Annotated in this window: 20 protein-coding genes; 12 read left to right on the top strand and 8 right to left on the bottom strand. The window is 64.7% G+C overall.

All coding sequences use genetic code 11. The features are described 5' to 3' along the window. Position 1: 1 nt before the first annotated feature. The 3 genes from J2X53_RS15020 to J2X53_RS15010 all read left to right on the top strand — a co-directional run bounded on the left by J2X53_RS15020 (position 2) and on the right by J2X53_RS15010 (position 1436). Entirely contained in the window at positions 2-646 is a 645-nt protein-coding gene (locus J2X53_RS15020) for an LON peptidase substrate-binding domain-containing protein (protein WP_349038309.1), read from the top strand. A gap of 86 nt (positions 647-732) precedes the next feature. Further along, the gene (locus tag J2X53_RS15015; protein WP_349038434.1) at positions 733-885 is read left to right on the top strand and encodes a Trm112 family protein; all 153 of its coding nucleotides are present in this window, start codon (positions 733-735) and stop codon (positions 883-885) included. Between the two features lie 125 nt (positions 886-1010). After that, on the top strand, positions 1011-1436 hold the full coding sequence (locus J2X53_RS15010) for a cytochrome c (RefSeq protein WP_349038308.1): 426 nt from the start codon (positions 1011-1013) through the stop codon (positions 1434-1436). Between the two features lie 54 nt (positions 1437-1490). Here J2X53_RS15010 and J2X53_RS15005 read toward each other — a convergent pair whose 3' ends face one another. Both J2X53_RS15005 and J2X53_RS15000 read right to left on the bottom strand, forming a co-directional pair. Then, positions 1491-1769 carry an I78 family peptidase inhibitor gene (locus tag J2X53_RS15005; RefSeq protein WP_349038307.1) on the bottom strand — a complete coding sequence of 93 codons (279 nt, stop codon included), beginning with the start codon at positions 1767-1769 and terminating at the stop codon, positions 1491-1493. Between the two features lie 15 nt (positions 1770-1784). After that, a complete protein-coding gene (locus tag J2X53_RS15000; protein ID WP_349038306.1) occupies positions 1785-2129 on the bottom strand; it encodes an I78 family peptidase inhibitor in 345 nt (114 codons plus the stop codon). A gap of 143 nt (positions 2130-2272) precedes the next feature. Between J2X53_RS15000 and J2X53_RS14995 the strand changes: the two genes are divergently transcribed. The 6 genes from J2X53_RS14995 to J2X53_RS14970 all read left to right on the top strand — a co-directional run bounded on the left by J2X53_RS14995 (position 2273) and on the right by J2X53_RS14970 (position 7015). Further along, entirely contained in the window at positions 2273-3403 is a 1131-nt protein-coding gene (locus J2X53_RS14995) for an S-(hydroxymethyl)glutathione dehydrogenase/class III alcohol dehydrogenase (protein WP_349038305.1), read from the top strand. Positions 3404-3533: 130 nt separating this feature from the next. Then, on the top strand, positions 3534-4004 hold the full coding sequence (locus tag J2X53_RS14990; RefSeq protein ID WP_349038304.1) for an aminoacyl-tRNA deacylase: 471 nt from the start codon (positions 3534-3536) through the stop codon (positions 4002-4004). 98 nt (positions 4005-4102) lie between these two features. Continuing rightward, positions 4103-4678, top strand: a complete 576-nt coding sequence (locus J2X53_RS14985; RefSeq protein ID WP_349038303.1) for a L,D-transpeptidase family protein — start codon at positions 4103-4105, stop codon at positions 4676-4678. Positions 4679-4752: 74 nt separating this feature from the next. Next, positions 4753-5085, top strand: coding sequence for a hypothetical protein (locus J2X53_RS14980; protein ID WP_349038302.1), 333 nt, complete (start codon positions 4753-4755; stop codon positions 5083-5085). Between the two features lie 51 nt (positions 5086-5136). Further along, the gene (locus J2X53_RS14975) at positions 5137-5886 is read left to right on the top strand and encodes an NYN domain-containing protein (RefSeq protein WP_349038301.1); all 750 of its coding nucleotides are present in this window, start codon (positions 5137-5139) and stop codon (positions 5884-5886) included. A gap of 82 nt (positions 5887-5968) precedes the next feature. Then, positions 5969-7015 carry an LLM class flavin-dependent oxidoreductase gene (locus J2X53_RS14970; RefSeq protein WP_349038300.1) on the top strand — a complete coding sequence of 349 codons (1047 nt, stop codon included), beginning with the start codon at positions 5969-5971 and terminating at the stop codon, positions 7013-7015. A 144-nt stretch (positions 7016-7159) separates the two neighbouring features. On the opposite strand, the gene J2X53_RS14965 is transcribed toward J2X53_RS14970, so the two are convergent. Continuing rightward, on the bottom strand, positions 7160-7585 hold the full coding sequence (locus J2X53_RS14965; RefSeq protein WP_349038299.1) for a GNAT family N-acetyltransferase: 426 nt from the start codon (positions 7583-7585) through the stop codon (positions 7160-7162). Beyond that, positions 7582-8730 carry a succinyl-diaminopimelate desuccinylase gene (dapE, locus tag J2X53_RS14960; RefSeq protein WP_349038298.1) on the bottom strand — a complete coding sequence of 383 codons (1149 nt, stop codon included), beginning with the start codon at positions 8728-8730 and terminating at the stop codon, positions 7582-7584. Before dapE ends, J2X53_RS14965 begins: the two co-directional genes overlap by 4 nt. Before the next feature lie 301 nt (positions 8731-9031). Between dapE and J2X53_RS14955 the strand changes: the two genes are divergently transcribed. Both J2X53_RS14955 and J2X53_RS14950 read left to right on the top strand, forming a co-directional pair. Beyond that, positions 9032-10612, top strand: coding sequence for a Hint domain-containing protein (locus J2X53_RS14955; RefSeq protein ID WP_349038297.1), 1581 nt, complete (start codon positions 9032-9034; stop codon positions 10610-10612). Positions 10613-10615: 3 nt separating this feature from the next. Beyond that, the gene (locus J2X53_RS14950; RefSeq protein WP_349038296.1) at positions 10616-11602 is read left to right on the top strand and encodes a Hint domain-containing protein; all 987 of its coding nucleotides are present in this window, start codon (positions 10616-10618) and stop codon (positions 11600-11602) included. Here the strand turns inward: J2X53_RS14950 and J2X53_RS14945 are convergent. Then, positions 11599-11934, bottom strand: coding sequence for a hypothetical protein (locus J2X53_RS14945; RefSeq protein ID WP_349038295.1), 336 nt, complete (start codon positions 11932-11934; stop codon positions 11599-11601). The two genes, J2X53_RS14950 and J2X53_RS14945, sit on opposite strands and share 4 nt — an antisense overlap. A gap of 155 nt (positions 11935-12089) precedes the next feature. After that, positions 12090-12917 carry a 2,3,4,5-tetrahydropyridine-2,6-dicarboxylate N-succinyltransferase gene (dapD, locus tag J2X53_RS14940; protein ID WP_349038294.1) on the bottom strand — a complete coding sequence of 276 codons (828 nt, stop codon included), beginning with the start codon at positions 12915-12917 and terminating at the stop codon, positions 12090-12092. Positions 12918-12997: 80 nt separating this feature from the next. Between dapD and J2X53_RS14935 the strand changes: the two genes are divergently transcribed. Beyond that, positions 12998-13804, top strand: a complete 807-nt coding sequence (locus J2X53_RS14935) for a TIGR00730 family Rossman fold protein (RefSeq protein WP_349038293.1) — start codon at positions 12998-13000, stop codon at positions 13802-13804. A gap of 9 nt (positions 13805-13813) precedes the next feature. Here J2X53_RS14935 and J2X53_RS14930 read toward each other — a convergent pair whose 3' ends face one another. Both J2X53_RS14930 and J2X53_RS14925 read right to left on the bottom strand, forming a co-directional pair. Then, positions 13814-17665, bottom strand: a complete 3852-nt coding sequence (locus tag J2X53_RS14930) for a translocation/assembly module TamB domain-containing protein (RefSeq protein ID WP_349038292.1) — start codon at positions 17663-17665, stop codon at positions 13814-13816. Next, positions 17665-19500 (bottom strand): autotransporter assembly complex family protein, encoded by a 1836-nt coding sequence (locus J2X53_RS14925; protein ID WP_349038291.1) that lies wholly within the window; start codon positions 19498-19500, stop codon positions 17665-17667. Before J2X53_RS14925 ends, J2X53_RS14930 begins: the two co-directional genes overlap by 1 nt. Positions 19501-19508: the final 8 nt, after the last annotated feature.

The following is a 19508-nucleotide window of genomic DNA, read 5'->3' as shown; positions in this document are numbered from 1 at the left end:
CATGATCACAGCATCAGACTTGCCAGACACGATCCCGGTCTTCCCGCTGCCCGGCGCATTGATGCTGCCGCGCGCGCGTCTGCCGCTGCATATCTTTGAGCCGCGCTATCTGGCGATGATCGAGGATTGCATGAAAACCAAGACGCGGCTGATCGGCATGATCCAGCCGCGCGAAACCCCCGGCGGGGAAAAGCGCCTGCAGGCCATCGGCTGCGCGGGCCGTCTGACCGGATTTTCCGAGACCGAAGACGGGCGTTACATGGTCACCCTGTCGGGCATGTCGCGGTTCCGCGTTCGCGCAGAGGTGCAAGGCTTTACCCCCTATCGCCGCTGTCTGGTCGAGTGGTCGCCCTTTGGCCGCGACCTCAGCCGCGAAGATGAAACCGACCCCGGTTTTGACCGCCCGGCCTTTCTGGCGGTGCTGGGGCGGTATCTGACCACGCTGAACCTGGCCACTGACTGGGACAGCCTGAAAGAAGCCGAGACCGAGCTTTTGATCAACTCGCTGTCGATGCTCTGCCCCTTTACCCCCGAAGACAAACAGGCCCTGCTTGAGGCACCCTCGCTGTCGACCCGGCGCGAAACGCTGGTGACGCTGATCGAATTTGCTCTGCGCGGCGGGGCCAATGATGAGGTGATGCAATGACCGAAAGCGTGGCCCCCGAACCCGGCCCGGCGGAAGCAACGGCGCGGGATACCCCGTCCGGCACAACGCAGGCGTTTGACCCGCGCATGCTGGAAAGTCTGGTCTGCCCGGTCAGCAACGCCATTCTGACCTATGACGCCGCGGCGCAGGAACTGATTTCCAAAGCCGCGCATCTGGCGTTTCCGATCCGCAACGGCATTCCGGTCATGCTGGTAAGCGAGGCGCGGGCACTGGAATGATGCCAAAACGGGCGATGACGTTCACGTGATCGGAGCCGGTTCAACAACAACGTCACTTTCGCGACTCATGGCCGCGCTTATACTGCGACATATTTTCCAGCTGGGAGCCAGAAAACATGAAGTTGATGACCAAAAGCCTGATTGCCGGACTTGTGCTTATGGCCGGTGTTGCCGTCGCGAAAGAGGGGGTCCAGGACCCCACCGTCAAGGCCCGCATGGACCTGATGGTCACCATTGGCATGAACGTCAAGGTTCTGGGCGACATGGCAACCGACAAGGTGGCGTTTGACGCCGCCGCCGCTCTGGCCGCGCAAGAGGCGCTGGTTGCGGCATCCGCCGACATCCCGGCCAAGTTCGAACCGCAGGCAACCGATCCGGTGGCCGAAGCCAAGCCGGAGATCTGGACCAACTGGGAAGATTTCGTCACCAAGGCAGGCGCTTTGAACGCCGCCGCGACCGCGCTGGACCCGACATCGCTCGACAGCGTCAAGGCCGGAATGGGGGCTGTCGGCGGCGCTTGCCGCGATTGCCACACCACCTATCGCATGTAAGCCAGCCTGACCGCAGCAAAGCAAGGCCCCCGACGTTCGGGGGCCTTTGTCATGTCAGCTGCAATGGACGCGCGAAATCCGCTCGGCCCGGTCAATCTCGATGTTCAGCCGGTCGGCCCGGAAATCCATCGTCACTGCGGTATCGGGCCGGATGATGCGGGTCTCTTGCCCGAACTTCATCGTCTGCAAGACCGAGGCGGGCTGACCCACCAGCCCCTGCAAGGCATCGGCCCCACAAGTCGCCAGATCCGGGCCATCAGGCGCATCCGGAACCACGGGCTGACAGGCCGCCAGCACGGCAATCAAACTTCCGGCAAGGGCTGTCTGTTTCATGACATTCTCCGTTCTTCATCCGCAAAACAGGTGCAGGATCACACCCGAGCCATCTACTTGGGCATTCAACCGGTCCGGCATCAAGTCCCGCGTCACGCCCTGACCGGGGCGCAGCACGCGCAGATGGCCGGGCAGGCGATAATTCGCCAACTCGGTAAAAGGCTTCCCCGAAAGATGCGTCAGCTGATCCTGCCCGCAGCCCCGCACCTGACCACTCGCCAGCATCATCGGCGGCACGATCGCAGGCCCGACGCGCGACAGCGGCGGCACAAAGCACCCGGCAAGAGCGCTGCACAGGATCAGCGCATGCGCTAACCGAAAACCCGAAGGATAGCCGATATCTGACAAAAACCTGATCACTCGTAAACCGCTTCAGGGGGATAGCCACACCTAACCCCGGCGACGGGCTGCTTGCAAGGATGGCCGGTGAAATTCCCCGCGCAGGGTCTTGCCTTGGTCAGCAGTTTCCCCCAGCCTGCGCACAAATGATTAAGGAGAAGCCAATGCGCACCCGTGCCGCCGTAGCCCTTGCCCCCGGCAAACCTCTGACCGTGATGGAGGTCAATCTGGCCGACCCGAAAGATGGCGAGGTTCTGGTCGAGATCAAGGCCACCGGCATCTGCCACACCGATGAATTCACATTGTCGGGCGCTGATCCCGAAGGGCTGTTCCCCGCCATTCTGGGGCATGAGGGCGCGGGCGTGGTCATCGCCTGCGGGCCGGGGGTCAAAAGCCTGAAACCCGGCGATCACGTCATTCCGCTTTACACGCCCGAATGCCGCGAATGCCCCAGCTGTCTGAGCCAGAAGACCAACCTTTGCACCGCGATCCGCTCCACCCAGGGGCAAGGGCTGCTGCCAGACGGCACCACGCGGTTCTCGATGCTGGATGGCACCCCGATCCACCATTACATGGGCTGCTCGACCTTTGCCAACCACACCGTGGTGCCGGAAATCGCGCTCGCCAAGGTGCGCGATGACGCGCCGTTCGACAAGATCTGCTACATCGGCTGCGGCGTCACCACCGGCATTGGTGCTGTGCTGAACACCGCCAAGGTGGAGATCGGCGCCAAGGCCGTGGTCTTTGGTCTGGGCGGGATCGGGCTGAACGTGATTCAGGGCCTGCGCATGGCCGGCGCCGACATGATCATCGGTGTCGATCTGAACAACGACAAAAAGGAATGGGGTGAAAAGTTCGGCATGACTCATTTCGTCAACCCCAAAGAGATCGAGGGCTCGGTCGTTCAGCATATCGTCGATCTGACCAAGACGCCATTCGATCAGATCGGCGGGGCGGATTACTCGTTCGACTGCACCGGCAACGTCAAGGTGATGCGCGACGCGCTGGAATGCACCCACCGGGGCTGGGGCGTGTCGGTGGTGATCGGCGTGGCCCCCGCAGGGGCCGAGATCCAGACGCGGCCGTTCCAGCTGGTGACAGGCCGGGTCTGGAAGGGCACCGCCTTTGGCGGCGCGCGCGGCCGCACCGACGTGCCCAAGATTGTCGACTGGTACATGGATGGCAAGATCGAGATCGACTCGATGATCACCCATATCCTGCCGCTGGAAGACATCAACAAGGGGTTCGACCTGATGCACGAGGGCAAGTCGATCCGGTCCGTCGTGGTGTTCTGAAACGACCGTTGCACAGGGGGGCTTTCTGCCCCCCGGCTCAGCGGTTTCTCGAACCGATGGCGAAACCGCCGAGCTCCCCCGAGAGTATTTTTGCCAAGATAAAAGTCGCCAGTGAGAGGCAGTCAAAGCGATGACATCCACCCCCGGCCTGCGGGCTCTGGCGCAGCAAGGGGTCGAGGTGAGCCTGCACCCCTACATCTACGATCCGGATGCTGATGCGGTGGGTCTGGCGGCAGCGCGGGCCCTCGGGCTTGATCCGGCGCTGACCCTGAAAACCCTGATGGTCGAGGTTGATGGCAAGCCCGCCTGCTGCGTCATCCCTTCCGACCGTCAGCTTTCGATGAAACGGGTGGCGGCGGCGTTTGGCGGCAAAACCGCCGCGATGATGCTGCCCGCAAAGGCCGAGCGGCTGACCGGCTACCGGGTCGGCGGCATCAGCCCGTTTGGCCAGAAGCGCCCCGTTCCCACCGTGATCGAGGCCACATCCTGCACGGCGGAAAAAGTCTGGATCAACGCGGGCGCGCGGGGCCTGTTGCTGGGCATCACCCCACAAGCCGCGCTGCGCGCACTGGCAGCGCGCTCCGCCGATCTGATGGCGTGACCTGATCTTTTCGTGAGCAGGGGTCAGGCATCGTGATTTGTGAATGTCTTGCGCATTGGCCATAGCTGACCCGGCAGCAATAAAAACAAGGCAGGCCCATGACATATCTTCCCCCCCTCACCCGGCGGCGTCTTTTGACGGGGGCTGCGGCGCTTGCCGCAACGCTTTGCACTCCGGCAATCCTGCGGGCGCAGACCGCGACCGGTTCGGTGCGCAACAACGTCTCCAGCTTTCAGATGCAGGATTGGCGCGACCATTTTGACGCTTTGGGCCAAGGTGTCATTCTGGCCGATACAGTCTCGCGCGCGGTGCATTTCTGGTCGGCAGACGGGGCCGACCATCGCATGTGGCCTTCCTCGGTGCCGATTTCAGAAGAGCTGACCCGGCGCGGCATGACCGAGGTGATCAGAAAGGTTGATGGCCCCACCTGGACGCCGACACCGTCGATGCGCGAGCGTGATCCGTCACTGCCGGCGATGATTCCCGCCGGGCCGGAAAATCCGCTCGGCACGCATGCCCTGTACCTGTCCTGGCAGTATTACCGCGTGCATGGAACGCATGACACCCGCAAAATCGGCCGCCGTTCCTCCGACGGTTGCATCGGACTCTATAACGAACACATCGCAGAGTTGTATGCCTTGACCAAAGTCGGCACCAAGGTGAAATTGATCTGATCCGCCGCCACCTTACCGTGCTTTCCTGATGACGCCGCAGCGGTGCGTTGTCACAAAGGTGTATGGCCGGGTGTGTGAAGGACGACGATCTGATTGAGACGGCAGTGCGTGTCCTGCTCTCGGACGAGCGGGATACAAAGGGTCTTGTCCGGCATTTGGTGACCGGCTGGCCCGAAGCCTCGGCCCTGCAGATCATCCATGTGCTGGTCATGGCGGCCGGAGCGGTGGAGCACATGCTGGCCGCACCGGCCGCGACCGAGGCGGCGCAAGATGCGTGGCGGATGGCCGGGCTGGTCGGGGTGGATCTGCGCATGATGGAGCATCTGGCGCTGCCACGTGACACGGCAGGCGATCTGCTGGCCTACTGGCTGGCCCATGATCGCTTCTTCCTTGACCCGACAGCTTGAGGCTTTCCTTGACCGCACCAAGATGCGACAAGCGGGGAGATGGAGAAATCAATGGCCGAACCCCGTACCCCCCGCCTCTGCGTCCTGATCGACGCCGACAATGTGCCCGCCAGCTATGCCGAAGCGATCTTTGAAGAGATAGCCGCATTGGGCGAAGCCTCGGTCCGCCGGATCTACGGCGACTGGTCGGCGCAGCGACTGGCGGGCTGGGCGAAAAAGGTGGCGGCGCTGGGTCTGGTCGCCGATCAGCAGTTTTCCAACACCAAGGGCAAGAACGCCTCTGACATCGGGCTGGTGATTGCCGCGATGGATTTCCTGCACTCGGGCCTGTTTGACGGCTTTGTGCTGGTGTCTTCGGACAGCGATTTCACCCGTCTGGCCGCGCGTATCCGCGAGCAGGGGCTGGATGTCTATGGCATCGGGGAAAAGAAAACCCCCGAAGCGTTCCGCATGGCCTGCAAACGGTTCATCTATGTTGAAAACCTGAATGCCCCCGCCGAGGAATTGCCGCGCAGCACGATCCGCAGCGACGTGACCGAAGGCGTGGTGGCGGCAAAGCCCGGCACCAAAGAAGCGCCGTCCAAGGCCATTCCGCTGATCGTCGCCGCGATGCGGGCGATCGACCCGGATGGCGAATGGTATACGCTTGGCCCGCTGGGTCAGTTCATCACGCAGGCCAACCCCGATTTCGACACCCGCACCTATGGCGCGGCGAAACTGTCAGATCTTGTCCGCCGTCTGCCGCGGTTCGAGGTGCGCCAAGGCCCCGGTGGCCAGCTGGAGCTGCGCGACATCTCCTGACCGCGCACAACAGCCGTGCAAGGCTGCGCCTTTGCGCGGGCAGATGCATCGCCTATGTTGACCGAAAGAACAGGAGGCCGGTATGGGCGAGATTTCCTTGGGTTTGGACACGTTCGGCGATGTGAATCGCGGCGCGAACGGGCAGATGCTGCCGATGGATCAGGTGTTGCGCGATGTGGTGGACCAAGCGGTGCTGGCCGATCAGGTGGGCATCGACTTTATCGGGTTGGGTGAACACCACCGCGACGATTTCGCCATTTCCGCGCCCGAGATCGTGCTGGCGACCATCGCCGGCCGCACGCAGCGCATTCATCTGGGCACCGCCGTGACCGTGCTGTCCTCGGATGATCCGGTGCGGGCGTTTCAGCGCTTTTCCACGCTGAACGCCGTGTCGAACGGCCGGGCCGAGGCCATTCTGGGCCGCGGCTCGTTTACCGAAAGCTATGCGCTGTTTGGCTATGACATGGCCAATTACGATCAGTTGTTCGAGGAAAAACTGGATCTGTTCGCGCGTCTGGTGCGCGAGAAAAAAGTGTCGTGGAAGGGTGAGACCCGGTCGCCCTTGAAAAATCAGGTGGTCTATCCGCCACTGGGGCCAAAGGGCCTGACCACCTGGGTCGGCGTCGGCGGCAGCCCCGAGTCGGTGGTGCGCGTGGTGCGGCAGGATCTGCAGCTGATGCTGGCGATCATCGGCGGCGACCCGGCGCGGTTTGTGCCCTATATCGACCTCTATCACCGCGCCGTCGCGTCGATGGATGCCAAGGTGCGCCCGATTGGCGTGCATTCCCCCGGCTTTGTCGCCGCCACCGATGAGGCCGCGCGGGAAGGCCTGTGGCCGCATTACCGCGAGATGTTCGGCCGGATCGGTCGCGAACGCGGCTGGCCGCCGGTGACCAAAGAGAAATATCTGGCCGAGGTCGAGCATGGCTCGCTCTATGTCGGCAGCGCCGAGACGGTGGCGAAAAAGATCGCCAAAACGGTCAGAACGCTGAAAATTGATCGGTTTGACCTGAAATACGCCACCGGGCCGCAGCCGCATGGCGATCTGATGGAGTGTATCCGGCTCTATGGCGAAACCGTCATCCCGATGGTGCGCGACATTCTGGCCAGCAACCGCCCTGCTGCCTGACGGCAGTTCGGGTAAGGGCCTCCGGCGGGAGTATTTAAGAAAGCTGCAAAGCCTGATTGGATTGCACCTTTCTTAAATACTCCCGCCGGAGGCGACGGGTCGGGCAGAGGACCGAAGGCAGTAGGGTCGCCCCCGACGCTTGCGCTACCCCTTAAACGCCATCACCATGTCGCGGTGCGGGATGCCCGCATCGTCGTAGACCGGGCCTTCGGCGACAAAGCCCAGCCGTTCGTAAAAGCCCAGAGCATGGGTCTGCGACCCCAATTTGGCGCGGGTGATGCCGGGCTGGCGGCGCAGTTCCGCAAGCGCCGCCAGCATCAGGGCAGCCCCCAGCCCGGTGCCCCGCGCGGCGGGCAGCACGCAGACCCGACCGATCTTGCCGGTGTCCCCCGACAGCAGCAGCCGGGCCGAGCCCATCGGCACCCCGTCAAGGGTGGCGAGCATGTGAATGGCGCCCTCATCCCTGTTGTCGAGCTCCTCTGCCTCGGCCACGCCCTGTTCTTCGATGAACACGGCGCGGCGTAGGCGCAGGCAGGCGGCGATGTCGCGGGTGGGGGCGATATGGATCATGCGAAGTACTCGCGCAGGATACGGGTGTAGATGGTCTTCAGCTGGTGGATCTGCGCCACCTCAACCCGTTCATCAACCTGATGCATGGTCCGGCCCACCAGACCGAATTCCACCACCGGGCAGTGATCCTTGACAAAGCGCGCATCCGACGTGCCGCCCGAGGTCGAGGCCACCGGCACGCGCCCGGTTTCCGCTTCGACAGCCTTGGCCACCATGGCCGAGAAATCACCGGGCGGGGTCAGAAAGCTTTCGCCGGAGATCTGGAGTTTCAGGTCAAGCTGTACCCCGGTTTCCCCGGCCACCGCCTGTGCGTGATCCTGCAGCCAGCGGCTGAGGCTTGCGCCGGAATGCAGGTCGTTGAAGCGGATGTTCACCGTGGCCGTGCCGCGTGCCGGAATGACATTGGTGGCGGGGTTGCCGCAATCAATGGTGGTGATCGCCAGCGTCGAGGCGTCAAAGTGGTCGCTGCCCACATCCAGCGGCTTTTCCTCCAGCCGGGCCAGCAGCTTGACCAAAGCCGTCATCGGGTTCTTTGCCCGGTGCGGATAGGCGGAATGCCCCTGCACCCCGGTTGCGGAGATAAAGGCGGTCATGCTGCCGCGACGGCCGATTTTCATCATCTCGCCCATTTCATTCGGGCAGGTCGGCTCGCCGACCAGACAATGCGTCATGCGCTCGCCCTGCCGGGCCATCCAGTCGAGCAGCGCCACCGTGCCATCGACCGAAACCCCCTCCTCATCGCCAGTGATGGTCAGGATCACTGCGCCATCGGGTGGGGTTTCGCGCACGAAATCCACCGCAGCGGCGGCAAAGGCGGCGACGCCCGATTTCATGTCGGTCGTGCCGCGACCATACATCCAGCCATCGACCACCACAGCGCCGAACGGATCATGCGTCCAGGCGGCAGCATCACCCACCGGCACCACATCGGTATGCCCGTTGAAGCCGAAACTGCGGTTGGCGCCGCGCAGGCCCCAGCGGGCAAACAGGTTTGACACGCCGCCCCGGTCAACCCGCGTGCAGTCAAACCCCGCGCCCGACAACAGCGCCTCCAGCAGTACCAGCGCGCCACCTTCCTCTGGGGTCACCGAAGGGCAGCGCACCAGAGCGGCGGTGAGGGCGACAGGATCGACAGGTTCTGGCATAGCAGCACTCCGTAATGGGATTGCCACAGGCATACCGGCCCCGCCCGCGCCCTGCAACTGCGTGACGCGACACGCCATATTGTTGCCGCCGCGACACGCTCTGGCCAACGCAAATGCGGCCCCTGCAGCAGTGTGGCCAAAAGAGGGATGACTTGCGGCGAAACTCTGGTAACCATTCATTAAACAACACGTCCCAGAGGCAGGGCAGAGCAGGGTCAACGCACCCATTCCGACAAAACGCTCCGGCAGGCACCCGCCTGACCGCTTTTGATGCTCTGTCTTCCAACGGGGGGAGGCAGTCTTGGCGACAGGCGCAGAACTGAACTACAACGTCAACGCAAACGCCATGACAATGGCCAATGCGATGTTCGGCAGTGGTGTGTCCGTGGTGGGCGCAAGCTATACCGGTCCACGCGACAGCTCGGCGACGTTTACCAACGGCAATCTTGCCCCCGGCGTGCTGCCCTCCTCGTCCGGGGTGATCCTGTCCACCGGCAACGTGCGCGATTTCACCCAGTCCAGTGGTGATCCGAACCGGGCGACCGACACCACCACCGATACCACCGGGGTCGACAACAACAGCCAGTTCAATGCCGTCGCCGGGGCAACCACCTATGATGCGGCCTGGATTGATGTCGATTTCATTCCGACCGGCGATGTGATGACGATGCGCTTTGTGTTCAGCTCCGAGGAATACCCGGAGTACGTGAACTCTGCCTTCAACGATGTCATGGGGGTCTGGGTCAACGGGGCCTATGTGCCGGTGTCGATCGGCAATGGCACCTCGTCGATCAACAACATCAACCCGCTGACCCAGCCCAACCTGTTCCAGAGTAACCTGAACGACACTTACAACACCGAAATGGACGGCTTTACCGTCACCCTGACCCTGACGATTCCGGTGAAGTCTGGCGTAGTGAACTCGATCCGCATCGGCATCGCGGACACGTCAGATGCAAAGTATGACTCGAACCTGATCATCGTCGGCGACAGCATTCAGACCACGCTGGTCGCGCGCGATGATGTTGAAACCATGGCTGCCACGGGCCAGAAAACATTCGATGTTCTGGGCAACGACATCTACGGCGGCTCCGGTACCTTGCGGATTACCCAGATCAACGGGGTCAATGTCGTGGCCGGTCAGGTCATCACCCTGCCCTCTGGTCAACAGGTACGGCTGAATGCTGATGGCACCATCACGGTGATCGGCAATGGCGATATCGAGCAGGTCAACTTCACTTACACTGTCGCCTCGACCATCGGCGGGCACATCGACACCGGGCTCGTCAAGATCACCACGATCCCCTGCTTCGTCGCGGGCACCATGATTTTGACCGACAAGGGCGAATGCCCGGTCGAGTCGCTGCAACCCGGCGATCTGGTGATCACAAAGGATGACGGACCGCAGCCGCTGCGCTGGATCGGGCGGCGGCAGGTGCCTGCAACCGGGTCACTGGCCCCGATCGAGATCAGGGCGGGCACCTTCGGGAACCACCGGCGGCTGCTTGTCTCGCCGCAGCACCGGGTTCTGGTGCATGACTCCCTGGCCGAGTTGCTGTTTGGCGATACCGAAGTGCTGGTCGCGGCCAAGGATCTGGTCAACGGGCGCTCGGTGCGGGTGATCGAGGGCGGTGAGGTGGAGTATGTACACCTGCTGTTTGACCGGCATCAGATCGTCTCGTCCGAGGGTCTGGCCACGGAAAGCTTTCTGCCCGGTCCGCAATCGACGCAAATGTTCGAGGTCGGGATCATCGACGAAATCTGTACGCTGTTCCCTGCACTCGACCCGCGGACCGGCGACGGCTACAGCCCTGCCGTGCGCCGGACCTTGCGGCCCTATGAGGCCCAGCTGCTGTTTGCAGCGGCGGAAAAGGCGGCATGAGCCATGGGTGACTGGCTGGCCCTGTCAGACCTGACGCTGCCAGAGGGCGATCATGCCCCGCTGGAGCAGGGGCTGTTCATCTGCGAGGCCACCTTGCCGCTGGGCGCGGGGACGGTCCTGCTGGAATGGCATCAGGATGATGGCCAGATGCGGACGTTTTCGGTGTTTGCCGATCCGCTGGCCGGGATTGTGATCCTGCACCGCCATGGGAAGCTGATGCGGCGGCATGTGTTGCCGGGGCCGCTGCCCTTTGGCCTTGGCACGGCGCGGATCAGCTATGGCTGGAACCGTCGGACCGGCAGCTGGCGGCTCAGCTTTGGCCGCATCGGGATGGGTGAGGAATGTGTCTGCGCCGGCATCGGGCCGATTGCGCTGTCGCCGCATGAGCTGGCGGGGCTGTGCCGCCGCGATGGGGCCGCCCTGCGGCATCGGTCGCTGTTGTGGTTCGGGGTGACGCAAGGCGCGCGCCCACCGGAGCGCGCACCGTGGCTGGGGCTGCGCACCCCGGTCGAGACCGCGCGCGGGCCGGTGGCGGCGGGCTGTCTGCGGCCCGGCAATCTGGTGCACACCGCGGACAACGGCTTGCAGCCGGTGCTGCGGGTCAAGCGGCTGCGCTTGCCCAGCCGGGGCAGCTTTGCGCCGGTCATCCTGCGCGCGCCGTTTCTGGGTCAGGGCAGCGATGTGCTGCTGTCTGCCGATCAGCTGGTGGTGCTGAGCGGGGCGGAGGTGGAGTATATGTTCGGGGTGGAGGAAGTGCTGGCCCGCGCCGATGCGCTGGCCAATGGCACCATCGGGCGCAGCGACGGGCGGCAGGCGGCGATTGATTGTGTGGCGGTGGATCTGGGCTTGCCGGAGCTGCTGCTGGTCGACGGGCTGAAGCTGCTGAGCCACGGTGTCCGGGCAGAGCCGCCGCGCCCGGTGCTGCTGGCCTTTGAGGCGCAGCAACTGGTCAGCCTGATGGCGCGGCGGAGCCTGTTCGGCGCCGCCTAGTCGTAGAGGGCGGTCATCTGGGCCACGATCACGGAGTTTTCGTCCAGCGCGCGCAGCATCAGAGCCTCTTCTTCGGGGTCGATTTCGACGCCGGCCTCTTTCTGTTCGTCCAGCGAGCCGTGGCCTTCGACCTCCAGCACGGCCAGATCGGCCTGCTTGAGGATGGCCACGGTTTCGCGCACGGCCTCGGCCTCATCGACGCCGCTGGCATAGCACATCAGGGCGCCGCCGGTGGCTTTGGCGGGCAGGTCGTCGCCGGGTTTGCGGCCGACCTGAACCAGCAGGGTATAGACCTGCTGGCGGCTGGCTTTGGCGGGCTTTTCATCGCTCATGGGGCGGCCTTTCGCGGCGCTGCCCCCCTGTGCGACGGGCGTATGTAACACAGGGGGAGTTTTGGATTACCATGCAATATCAATGGCTTGATACTGTGGAATTAAGCAATTTTTAACGCTTCCGCTGCCTGCACCACAGGCTGCGGCGGATTTGATCAGTCGCGCAACAATTCGTTGATGCTGGTCTTGCTGCGGGTCTGGGCGTCGACCTTTTTCACGATCACCGCGCAGTAAAGGTTGATGCCGTTCTTTGACGGCATCGAACCGGCCACGACCACCGATCCGGCGGGCACTTCGCCATACATCACCTCACCCGACTCGCGGTCGACGATCTTGGTGGACTTGCCGATGAACACGCCCATGCCGAGGACCGACCCTTCGCGGATGATGCAGCCTTCGACCACTTCGGAGCGGGCCCCGATGAAGCAGTTGTCCTCGATGATGGTCGGGCCAGCCTGCATCGGCTCCAACACGCCGCCGATGCCGACACCGCCGGACAGGTGGACATTCTTGCCGATCTGCGCGCACGACCCCACAGTGGCCCAGCCATCGACCATGGTGCCCTCATCAACAAAGGCACCGATGTTCACAAAGGACGGCATCAGCACCACGTTCTTCGCGATATAGGCCGAACGGCGGACGATGGCACCGGGCACAGCGCGAAAGCCAGCGGCGCGCCAGTCAGCCTCGGTCCAGCCTTGCCATTTTGACGGCACCTTGTCCCACCAGTTGGACCCGCCGTTGCTGCCCGAAATCTCATGCATATCGGTCAGGCGGAACGACAAAAGCACCGCTTTCTTTGCCCATTGGTTCACATGCCAGTCACCGTTGCCGCGCTTTTCCGCGACCCGCAATGTGCCCGCGTCGAGCGCGGCCAGCGTGGCTTCAATCGCATCTCGGACCTCACCCTTGGTGGTGGGGGTGATGCTGTCGCGGTCTTCCCACGCGGCTTCGATAGCGGTTTCCAAGGCGGCGTTTGACATGCTGTCACCCTTTTTCGGTTGGTCCTGTTGCGCCCTGCCTATAGAGCTTGGGGAGAGTTCACGCAATGCAAAGGCAGGACATGAAAGACGAACCCCGCGCCCACCCGTTCCGCGACTCGGTAGAGGACGTGCAGGCGGCCGACCGGATTCCCGATACCATCCAGACCCGCGCCCCCGCCTACCGGCTGGCCTTTGCCGACGCCGATTTCATGACGCGCGAGGAATTGCGCCCGGTGCGGCTGCAACTGGAACTGCTGAAACCGCAGATGGTGATGGACGAGCGCGGGATTGAATCGACCATCGTGCTGTTTGGCGGCGCGCGGATTCCTGCAACGGCAGAGGCCGGGCGGACGCCTGCACTGGCGGCGCTGTCAGCGTATTATGACGAGGCGCGCAAGTTTTCACGGCTGATGACCGAGCGCAGCATGGAAAGCTATGGCCGCGAGAACGTGATCATCACCGGCGGCGGGCCGGGGGTGATGGAGGCAGGCAATCTGGGCGCGCACGAGGCGGGGGGCCAGTCGATCGGGCTGAACATCGTGCTGCCGCATGAGCAGGCCCCGAACGCCTATGTCACGCCGGATCTGTGTTTCAACTTTCACTACTTTGCCATCCGCAAGATGCATTTCCTGATGCGGGCCAAGGCGATCTGCGTGTTTCCGGGCGGCTTTGGCACGTTGGATGAGATGTTCGAGACGCTGACGCTGATCCAGACCAAGCGAATGAAGCCGATTCCGTTCCTGCTGTTTGGCCGGGCGTTCTGGGACAAGATCATCAACTGGCAGGCGCTGGCCGAAGCGGGCACCATCAGCCCCGAGGATCTGGAGCTGTTCCAGTATGTCGAGACGGCGGAAGAGGCGGTGGCGGCGATTGACGGCTGGGCTTAGGCCCCGCCGTCAATAGTCGCGTTCATAGAACACGCCGATGCCGGTGTTGCCATCGGCCCCGACCCGGCCCTTGAGCGTGACATTGTCGCTGATATCGAGGTTCAGGTTGATCTGGCTTTTGCCGTTCTGATCGACCACGATTTCGGAATAGACATTCTCGGTCAGATATTTGCCGGCGGTCAGCTGGGTGGTGCCATCGGCAGAGGTCTGCACGTCAAGGTCATCGAGGCCAAAGCCCTGCCGCAGGCGGCTGACGATGCCCTCCCCGCCGCGCCCGGCGAGGGTGGCAACGGCATTGGCCAGTTGCAGCGCCTGCAGCGCCGAGAGTGATTCCAGCCGTCTGCCGAACAGCAGTTGCGACAGCACCTCTTCCTGCGGGAGTTGCGGGCTGGAGGTGAAGCTGACCTGCGGATCATTGGCCGAGCCTTCGATCACGACAGAGCTGGTGACGTTTTCATTTTCGGTGCTGGCGATGATGCGCAGATTGGCGTCAAAATCGCCTTCGAGTTGCAGCGAGGCTTCGGTCAGGGTCAGGCGGCGACCGAGGATGTCAAGGCGGCCCCGGATCAGGTCGAACGCGCCCGAGGGGACGATGTTGTCGGTGGTGCCGGTAAGGCGCAGGGTGCCGCCGAGTTCGGCATCCAGCCCCCTGCCCCGGATGAACAGCTGGTTCGGGGCCGAGATTTCAACGTCGAGCTCAAACGGGCGGGTGGGGGTGGTCTGGCCGTTGGCGCTGGCGTCTTCGATCAGGCCGGCACGGCGGCGGGTTTCGCGCACGGCGGCGGGTTCACCGATGTGTTCCAGCCCGTCAATCAGTTCCTGCCCGCTGAAGCCGGTGGGGGCGATGCGGATTTCGGTCTGCGGCAGCGCGATGCGCCCGGCGATCAGCGCGCCGCCGGTCAGCGGGCCGGTGATGCGCAGCTGGCCGTTGGCGAGCGCTTCATAGAGCTGCGGGTCGCGCAGAATGACGCCGGACAGGGTGAGACCAAGGTCGCCGCGATAGGGCGCGGTCAGGCTGATCGGACCAGAGAGCGAGACGCGGCCGCCGCTGGAGACAATGGCGGTGGTGGCGATCTGGGCGGAGCCTCCGGCAAGGGTGGCGCTGGCGTCGATGGCCTGCAAGGCAAAGGGCAATGCGGGATCGGCGAGGGTGCCGCCGGACAGGCCGACGCGGCCCGACAGCGACGACAGCGCGAGCGGGCCGTTGAGGCGCAGGTCGATGCTGAGCGGGCCGGAGACGACGCGGTTGCCAAGGAAGGGGTTGGCGAGCCCAGCCTGTGCGCTGCCCTGCACGGTCAGGTTGGCGGTGCGGAAATCGGTGGCGATGGTGCCCGCAACCCGGGCGTCGATGCTGCCGGGGCCGGTCCCGGTGAGGGACAGGGTATAGGCGCCGCCGGTGTCGACGGCGGTGCCGGACAGGGTGACCGGGCCGGGGAATTCCGGCAACAAGAGGCCAAGGTTGACGAGCCGGGCGGTCAGGTCAATCTCGCGCCTTGTGTCGGTCAGGCGGCCGGTGGCCTGTGCGGTCAGCTGCGGGTTGCTGAGCGACAGGTCATCGATGCGGAGCTGGCCGTCTTCAAGCCGCAGCGCGGCGCTGAGCTGCGAGGTGCCCGAGAGCAGGCGGTTGGTATTGGTGACGCCAAAGCGCAGATCCCCGGCCTCGGCGGCAAGGGTCAATGCGGCGGTGTCGGGGGTGCCCTTGAAGGTCGCGTTGGCGTTGATCCGGCCGCCAAATTCGGGGCGCAGGCGCGAGAGGTCTTGCAGGCTGAGCTGCGCGGTGATGTCGCTGCCGCTGGTCGCCAGCAGGCCGGTGGCGGAAGCGGTGGCGCCGGGGGTGGTGACGTTCAGCTGCTCGACGATCAGGGTGTTGTCGATCAGGTTGGCGATGAGGGCGACCTGCGAGGTGCCGTTGAGCATCCGGTCCGCCTCGGCGATGCCGGTGCGCAGGGCATTGGCGGTGAGGTCGGTTTCGATCCGGGCCTGACCGCTGGTGAGCGGGCCCGACAGCTGCATCGTGCCGGTGACGCTGCCGCCGTAATCGGGGCCGAGGCGGGAAAGGTCGTCCATCCGCAGGGTCAGGCTCAGGTCGGCGAGGTCGGAGGTGAGGGTGCCGGAGCCATCGGCGGCAAGCGAGGGCGCGCGGACGGCAAAGCTGCGCAACACGGTGCCGGTGGTGTCGCGGCGGATGTCGAGTGCCACGCTGGCGGGGCCGCGCAGCAGGTTGTCGGCTTCGGGGATATCGACGGTCAGGTTCTGGCCGTCGATCCGGGCCTGCACGTCAAAGTCACCGGCCAGCGGGCTGCCCTGCCCGCTTGCGGTGATGGTGCCACGCCCCGACAGCGGGCGACCGGCGAGGCCGGACAGCGGGGAGAGGTCGGTCGCCTCAACCGTCAGGCGGCCACGGGTACGGAAACCCTCGGTCAGGCCTGCGATTTCGCCGCCCGCAGACAGGGTGACCGGACCAGCGGTCAGGTCAAGCGCGCCGATGCGGGTGACGCCGGTGCCCTCTTGCCAGAACAGCCGGGTGGAGGCGGTGACGGTCTCGCCAAGCGCCATCGACAGGCCGGGGTCTTGCAGCGCGACGCCCGATCCGGTCAGCGTGAAGCTGCCGCCGATGACCCGGCCCACCGGGGTGCGCGAGATCCGGCCGGAACCGCGCAGATCCAGCCGGGTCAGGCTGGCCTCGGGCGTGGTCACGTCTTCGGCCTCGATCACGGCGCGCCAGGATTCGTCGGTGACCGCGTTGTAGCCGATATCCAGCCGCGCAGAGCGGACTGAGACGCCCGCATCGAAACCGGGGATCAGCACCGGGTTGTTGTCGGGGTCGCGCAGGAAGCCGCTGAGCGCGATGACCTCGGGCAGACCATCGGCGGCGATTGTGGTCTGGCCGCGCAGTTCCACCGAACGCGCGCGCAGATCGAGCGCGGACAGATCGAGCCGCCCGTCAGCGCTGCGCTGGCCGGTGACGTTCAGACTGACGGCATCGCCCAGAAAATCCGCGTATTGCGGGATGAACAGCGGGGCCAGATCGCCTGCCAGATCGGCATTGAACATCCGGCCGCCGGTGTCGGTGCCCGTCAGAGTGACGGTGCCGGCCAGACGTTCGGCGCCGTCGCTGGTCAGCGCGATGGTGGAGGCGAAGTTATCAAGCGGCCCCTCGCCCGTGATCTGCAACGCGACCGAGGGCGCGCCGGGCAGGTCCAGCAGGGTGGCGGCGATGCCGCCCGCATCTTCGACCGCGTTGAGCGACAGCGACAGCTGGGTGGTGTCATTGGCATAAGAGGCCGCGAGGTCGATGCGGCCTTCGGGGCCAGAGTCGGTGCGGTTGATGGTCAGATCTGCCGACCCGTTGCCGCCGGAGAGCGAGAGCGACGCCTCGATGCTGCCCTCGACCGGCTGGCCAAGCAGCGACTCGCCCAGCACCACGCGGGCGGCGGAAATTTTGGAAATGTCGATCGAGACCGGCAGTTCGGGCAGAGCAAAGCCAGATGCCTCGGGCGCGGGAGCGCCGTTCTCGGACAAAGGCGCGCGGGCGACGATGATCTCGGCGGCGGTCAGTTCGTTGACCGAAACTTGTCCGGACAGCAGCGACGAGCGGGACCAGTCAAGCACGATGTCGTTGAGCGTCAGCCAGATGCCATCGTCATCGGCGATGGTCAGTTGCGTGGCGGTGGCGCGCGACGACAGCGCGCCCTGAAACCCGCGCAGAGTGATCTGGCGACCCGCGCCCGAGAGGTTATCCTCCAGAAAGGCGACGATAGTGCCGCGATCTGTGCGCTCGGCCTCGGTTTCGGGTTCAGCATCCTGCGCAAAGGTGACGCAAGGGGCGGCGATCAGGGCGAGGGAGAGGAGCCAGCGCATCAGAATGACTGCCCCAGACCGACGTAAAGCTGCACGCCCTTGCCCGTGGTGCCGCCGACCGGGGCGGCGATATCGACGCGGATCGGGCCAAAGCCGGTGTCATAGCGCAGGCCCAGCCCTGCCCCCGCATGCCAGTCGCCTGCGGCATCAAAGAAGCTGCCGACATCAACGCGTCCGGCATCGACAAAGCCGACGACGCCGATGTTGCGGGTGACCTTGGTGCGCAGCTCCAGCGACGCGGCAAGGAAGTGGTTGCCGCCGATCTTGTATTCGACCGGGCCGCGCAGCAGGTTGACGCCCAGCGACTGGAACGGTTGGCCGCGCACGGTGCCGCCGCCGCCCGAGTAGAACAGATCATCGCGCGGGGTTTCCAGCAAACTGGCCCCGGTGATGATGCCCGCCTGCGCACGGGCGGCGATAACGAAGCGGTCATCGGCCCCAAAGCCGCGATAGCCGCGCAGATCGGCGGTGGCGCGCAGGCCCGAGCCGGTGGTGCCGAACCCGAGGAAGGGTTTGACCTCGGCCTCGATGAAATAGCCGCGTTTGGCGTCGGCCTTGTTGTCGCGCCGGTCCCACGTCAGGGCGACGGGGAGCGACAGGCTGCGGAACTGAAAATCGGTTGAGGCACTGCGGTCTTCGGAAAATTCGGTGCCGTCGATGATGCTGTAGGCCAGATCCACCCGCCCGGTCAGACTGTCGGAAAACACATGGGTAAAGCCGATGCCAAGGCGGCCCAGATCGGCGCGGTAATCCGGCTCGTCCAGACGGGCGATTTCAGAGGAAAAGCGCGCGGTGGTGTCGGGGGTCAGCGTGGCGGGGCGGTCGATGGTAAGCTTGAGCCCGTAATCCATGCCGTTGTCTTTGGCACCGATATTGGCGACATTTGCCTCGATCCGCAGGCGTTCGGCGCCGCCCAGCAGGTTGCGGTGCATCCATGCGGCGGTCAGGTCCAGCCCTTCGAGGCTGGAGATTTCCGCGCCGAAGCTGAGACGGCGGGGCTTTTCCTCGACCACGGTGATGGTGGTGCCCAAGAGGTCGGGGCGGGTGATGCCCTCATCCTCGGTGATGGTGACGGAGGAAAAAGTGCCGGTGCGGCGCAGGCGGTTTTCGGCGCGGTCGATTTCGGCGGGATCATACACCTCACCCTGCGGCAGGCCGGCGATCTTGCGCACACGGTTTTCGCGGGTACGCTGGTGGCCGGTGACATCGACCGGGCCAAAGCGCAGGCGGGGGCCGGGCTCCAGCGTGACACGGGCCGAGAGGGTGCGGTTGGGGTGGTCGGCCACGACATCCTGACCAGTGACGCGGGCCTTGGCATGGCCCTGCGCGCGCCAGCCGTCGACGCCTGCGGTGACGGCCTGCCGAACGAGACCGCTTTGGGCAGGCTCACCCGGGGCGAATCCATCGGGCAGCTCGGTTTCGGGGGCCAGCGGGGTGATCGCGGTCTGGGAAAAGCGGAACTGCGGACCGGGATCGACACGCACTTCGATGCGGGCAACGCGCTGCGGGGCATCCAGCGGCGCGATGGCCGAGGCTTCGCGCCCGTCCAGAAGGACAGAAACCACGGGGGAGTAATGGCCCTGTGCATAGAGCGCGCCGACGAGGCGGCCATATTCGGCACGGGCGGCGGCAAGCACCTGATCAGGCTGATCCTCTTCGTTCGACAGCGCCAGCAGCGCCGAGGCATTGCGCAAAGCGCCGCCAAGGTCGGTATCGGCCCCGGTGATGGTAAACTGCACACGGTCAAGGGCATGGCCGGTCTGCCCGAGGGTCAGCGCGCCCGCGAGGCAGAGCACGAAGGGCAGGCGGGACAGGGCGTGTCTGCGCTGTGTCACAGGAACCT

It is taken from the genome of Pseudotabrizicola sp. 4114 (genome assembly GCF_031457365.1).
Lineage (GTDB): Bacteria > Pseudomonadota > Alphaproteobacteria > Rhodobacterales > Rhodobacteraceae > Pseudotabrizicola.
Note: the sequence above shows the minus strand (reverse complement) of the source record. Positions and strands in the feature narration are given on the sequence as shown.

Bases quoted from the DNA above. Each gene is read 5' to 3' on its own strand.
- J2X53_RS15020 (WP_349038309.1), top strand. From the start codon at position 2: ATGATCACAGCATCAGACTTGCCAGACACGATCCCGGTCTTCCCGCTG.
- J2X53_RS15015 (WP_349038434.1), top strand. From the start codon at position 733: ATGCTGGAAAGTCTGGTCTGCCCGGTCAGCAACGCCATTCTGACCTAT.
- J2X53_RS15010 (WP_349038308.1), top strand. From the start codon at position 1,011: ATGACCAAAAGCCTGATTGCCGGACTTGTGCTTATGGCCGGTGTTGCC.
- J2X53_RS15005 (WP_349038307.1), bottom strand. From the start codon at position 1,769: ATGAAACAGACAGCCCTTGCCGGAAGTTTGATTGCCGTGCTGGCGGCC.
- J2X53_RS14995 (WP_349038305.1), top strand. From the start codon at position 2,273: ATGCGCACCCGTGCCGCCGTAGCCCTTGCCCCCGGCAAACCTCTGACC.
- J2X53_RS14990 (WP_349038304.1), top strand. From the start codon at position 3,534: ATGACATCCACCCCCGGCCTGCGGGCTCTGGCGCAGCAAGGGGTCGAG.
- J2X53_RS14985 (WP_349038303.1), top strand. From the start codon at position 4,103: ATGACATATCTTCCCCCCCTCACCCGGCGGCGTCTTTTGACGGGGGCT.
- J2X53_RS14975 (WP_349038301.1), top strand. From the start codon at position 5,137: ATGGCCGAACCCCGTACCCCCCGCCTCTGCGTCCTGATCGACGCCGAC.
- J2X53_RS14970 (WP_349038300.1), top strand. From the start codon at position 5,969: ATGGGCGAGATTTCCTTGGGTTTGGACACGTTCGGCGATGTGAATCGC.
- J2X53_RS14965 (WP_349038299.1), bottom strand. From the start codon at position 7,585: ATGATCCATATCGCCCCCACCCGCGACATCGCCGCCTGCCTGCGCCTA.
- dapE (WP_349038298.1), bottom strand. From the start codon at position 8,730: ATGCCAGAACCTGTCGATCCTGTCGCCCTCACCGCCGCTCTGGTGCGC.
- J2X53_RS14950 (WP_349038296.1), top strand. From the start codon at position 10,616: ATGGGTGACTGGCTGGCCCTGTCAGACCTGACGCTGCCAGAGGGCGAT.
- J2X53_RS14945 (WP_349038295.1), bottom strand. From the start codon at position 11,934: ATGAGCGATGAAAAGCCCGCCAAAGCCAGCCGCCAGCAGGTCTATACC.
- dapD (WP_349038294.1), bottom strand. From the start codon at position 12,917: ATGTCAAACGCCGCCTTGGAAACCGCTATCGAAGCCGCGTGGGAAGAC.
- J2X53_RS14935 (WP_349038293.1), top strand. From the start codon at position 12,998: ATGAAAGACGAACCCCGCGCCCACCCGTTCCGCGACTCGGTAGAGGAC.
- J2X53_RS14930 (WP_349038292.1), bottom strand. From the start codon at position 17,665: ATGCGCTGGCTCCTCTCCCTCGCCCTGATCGCCGCCCCTTGCGTCACC.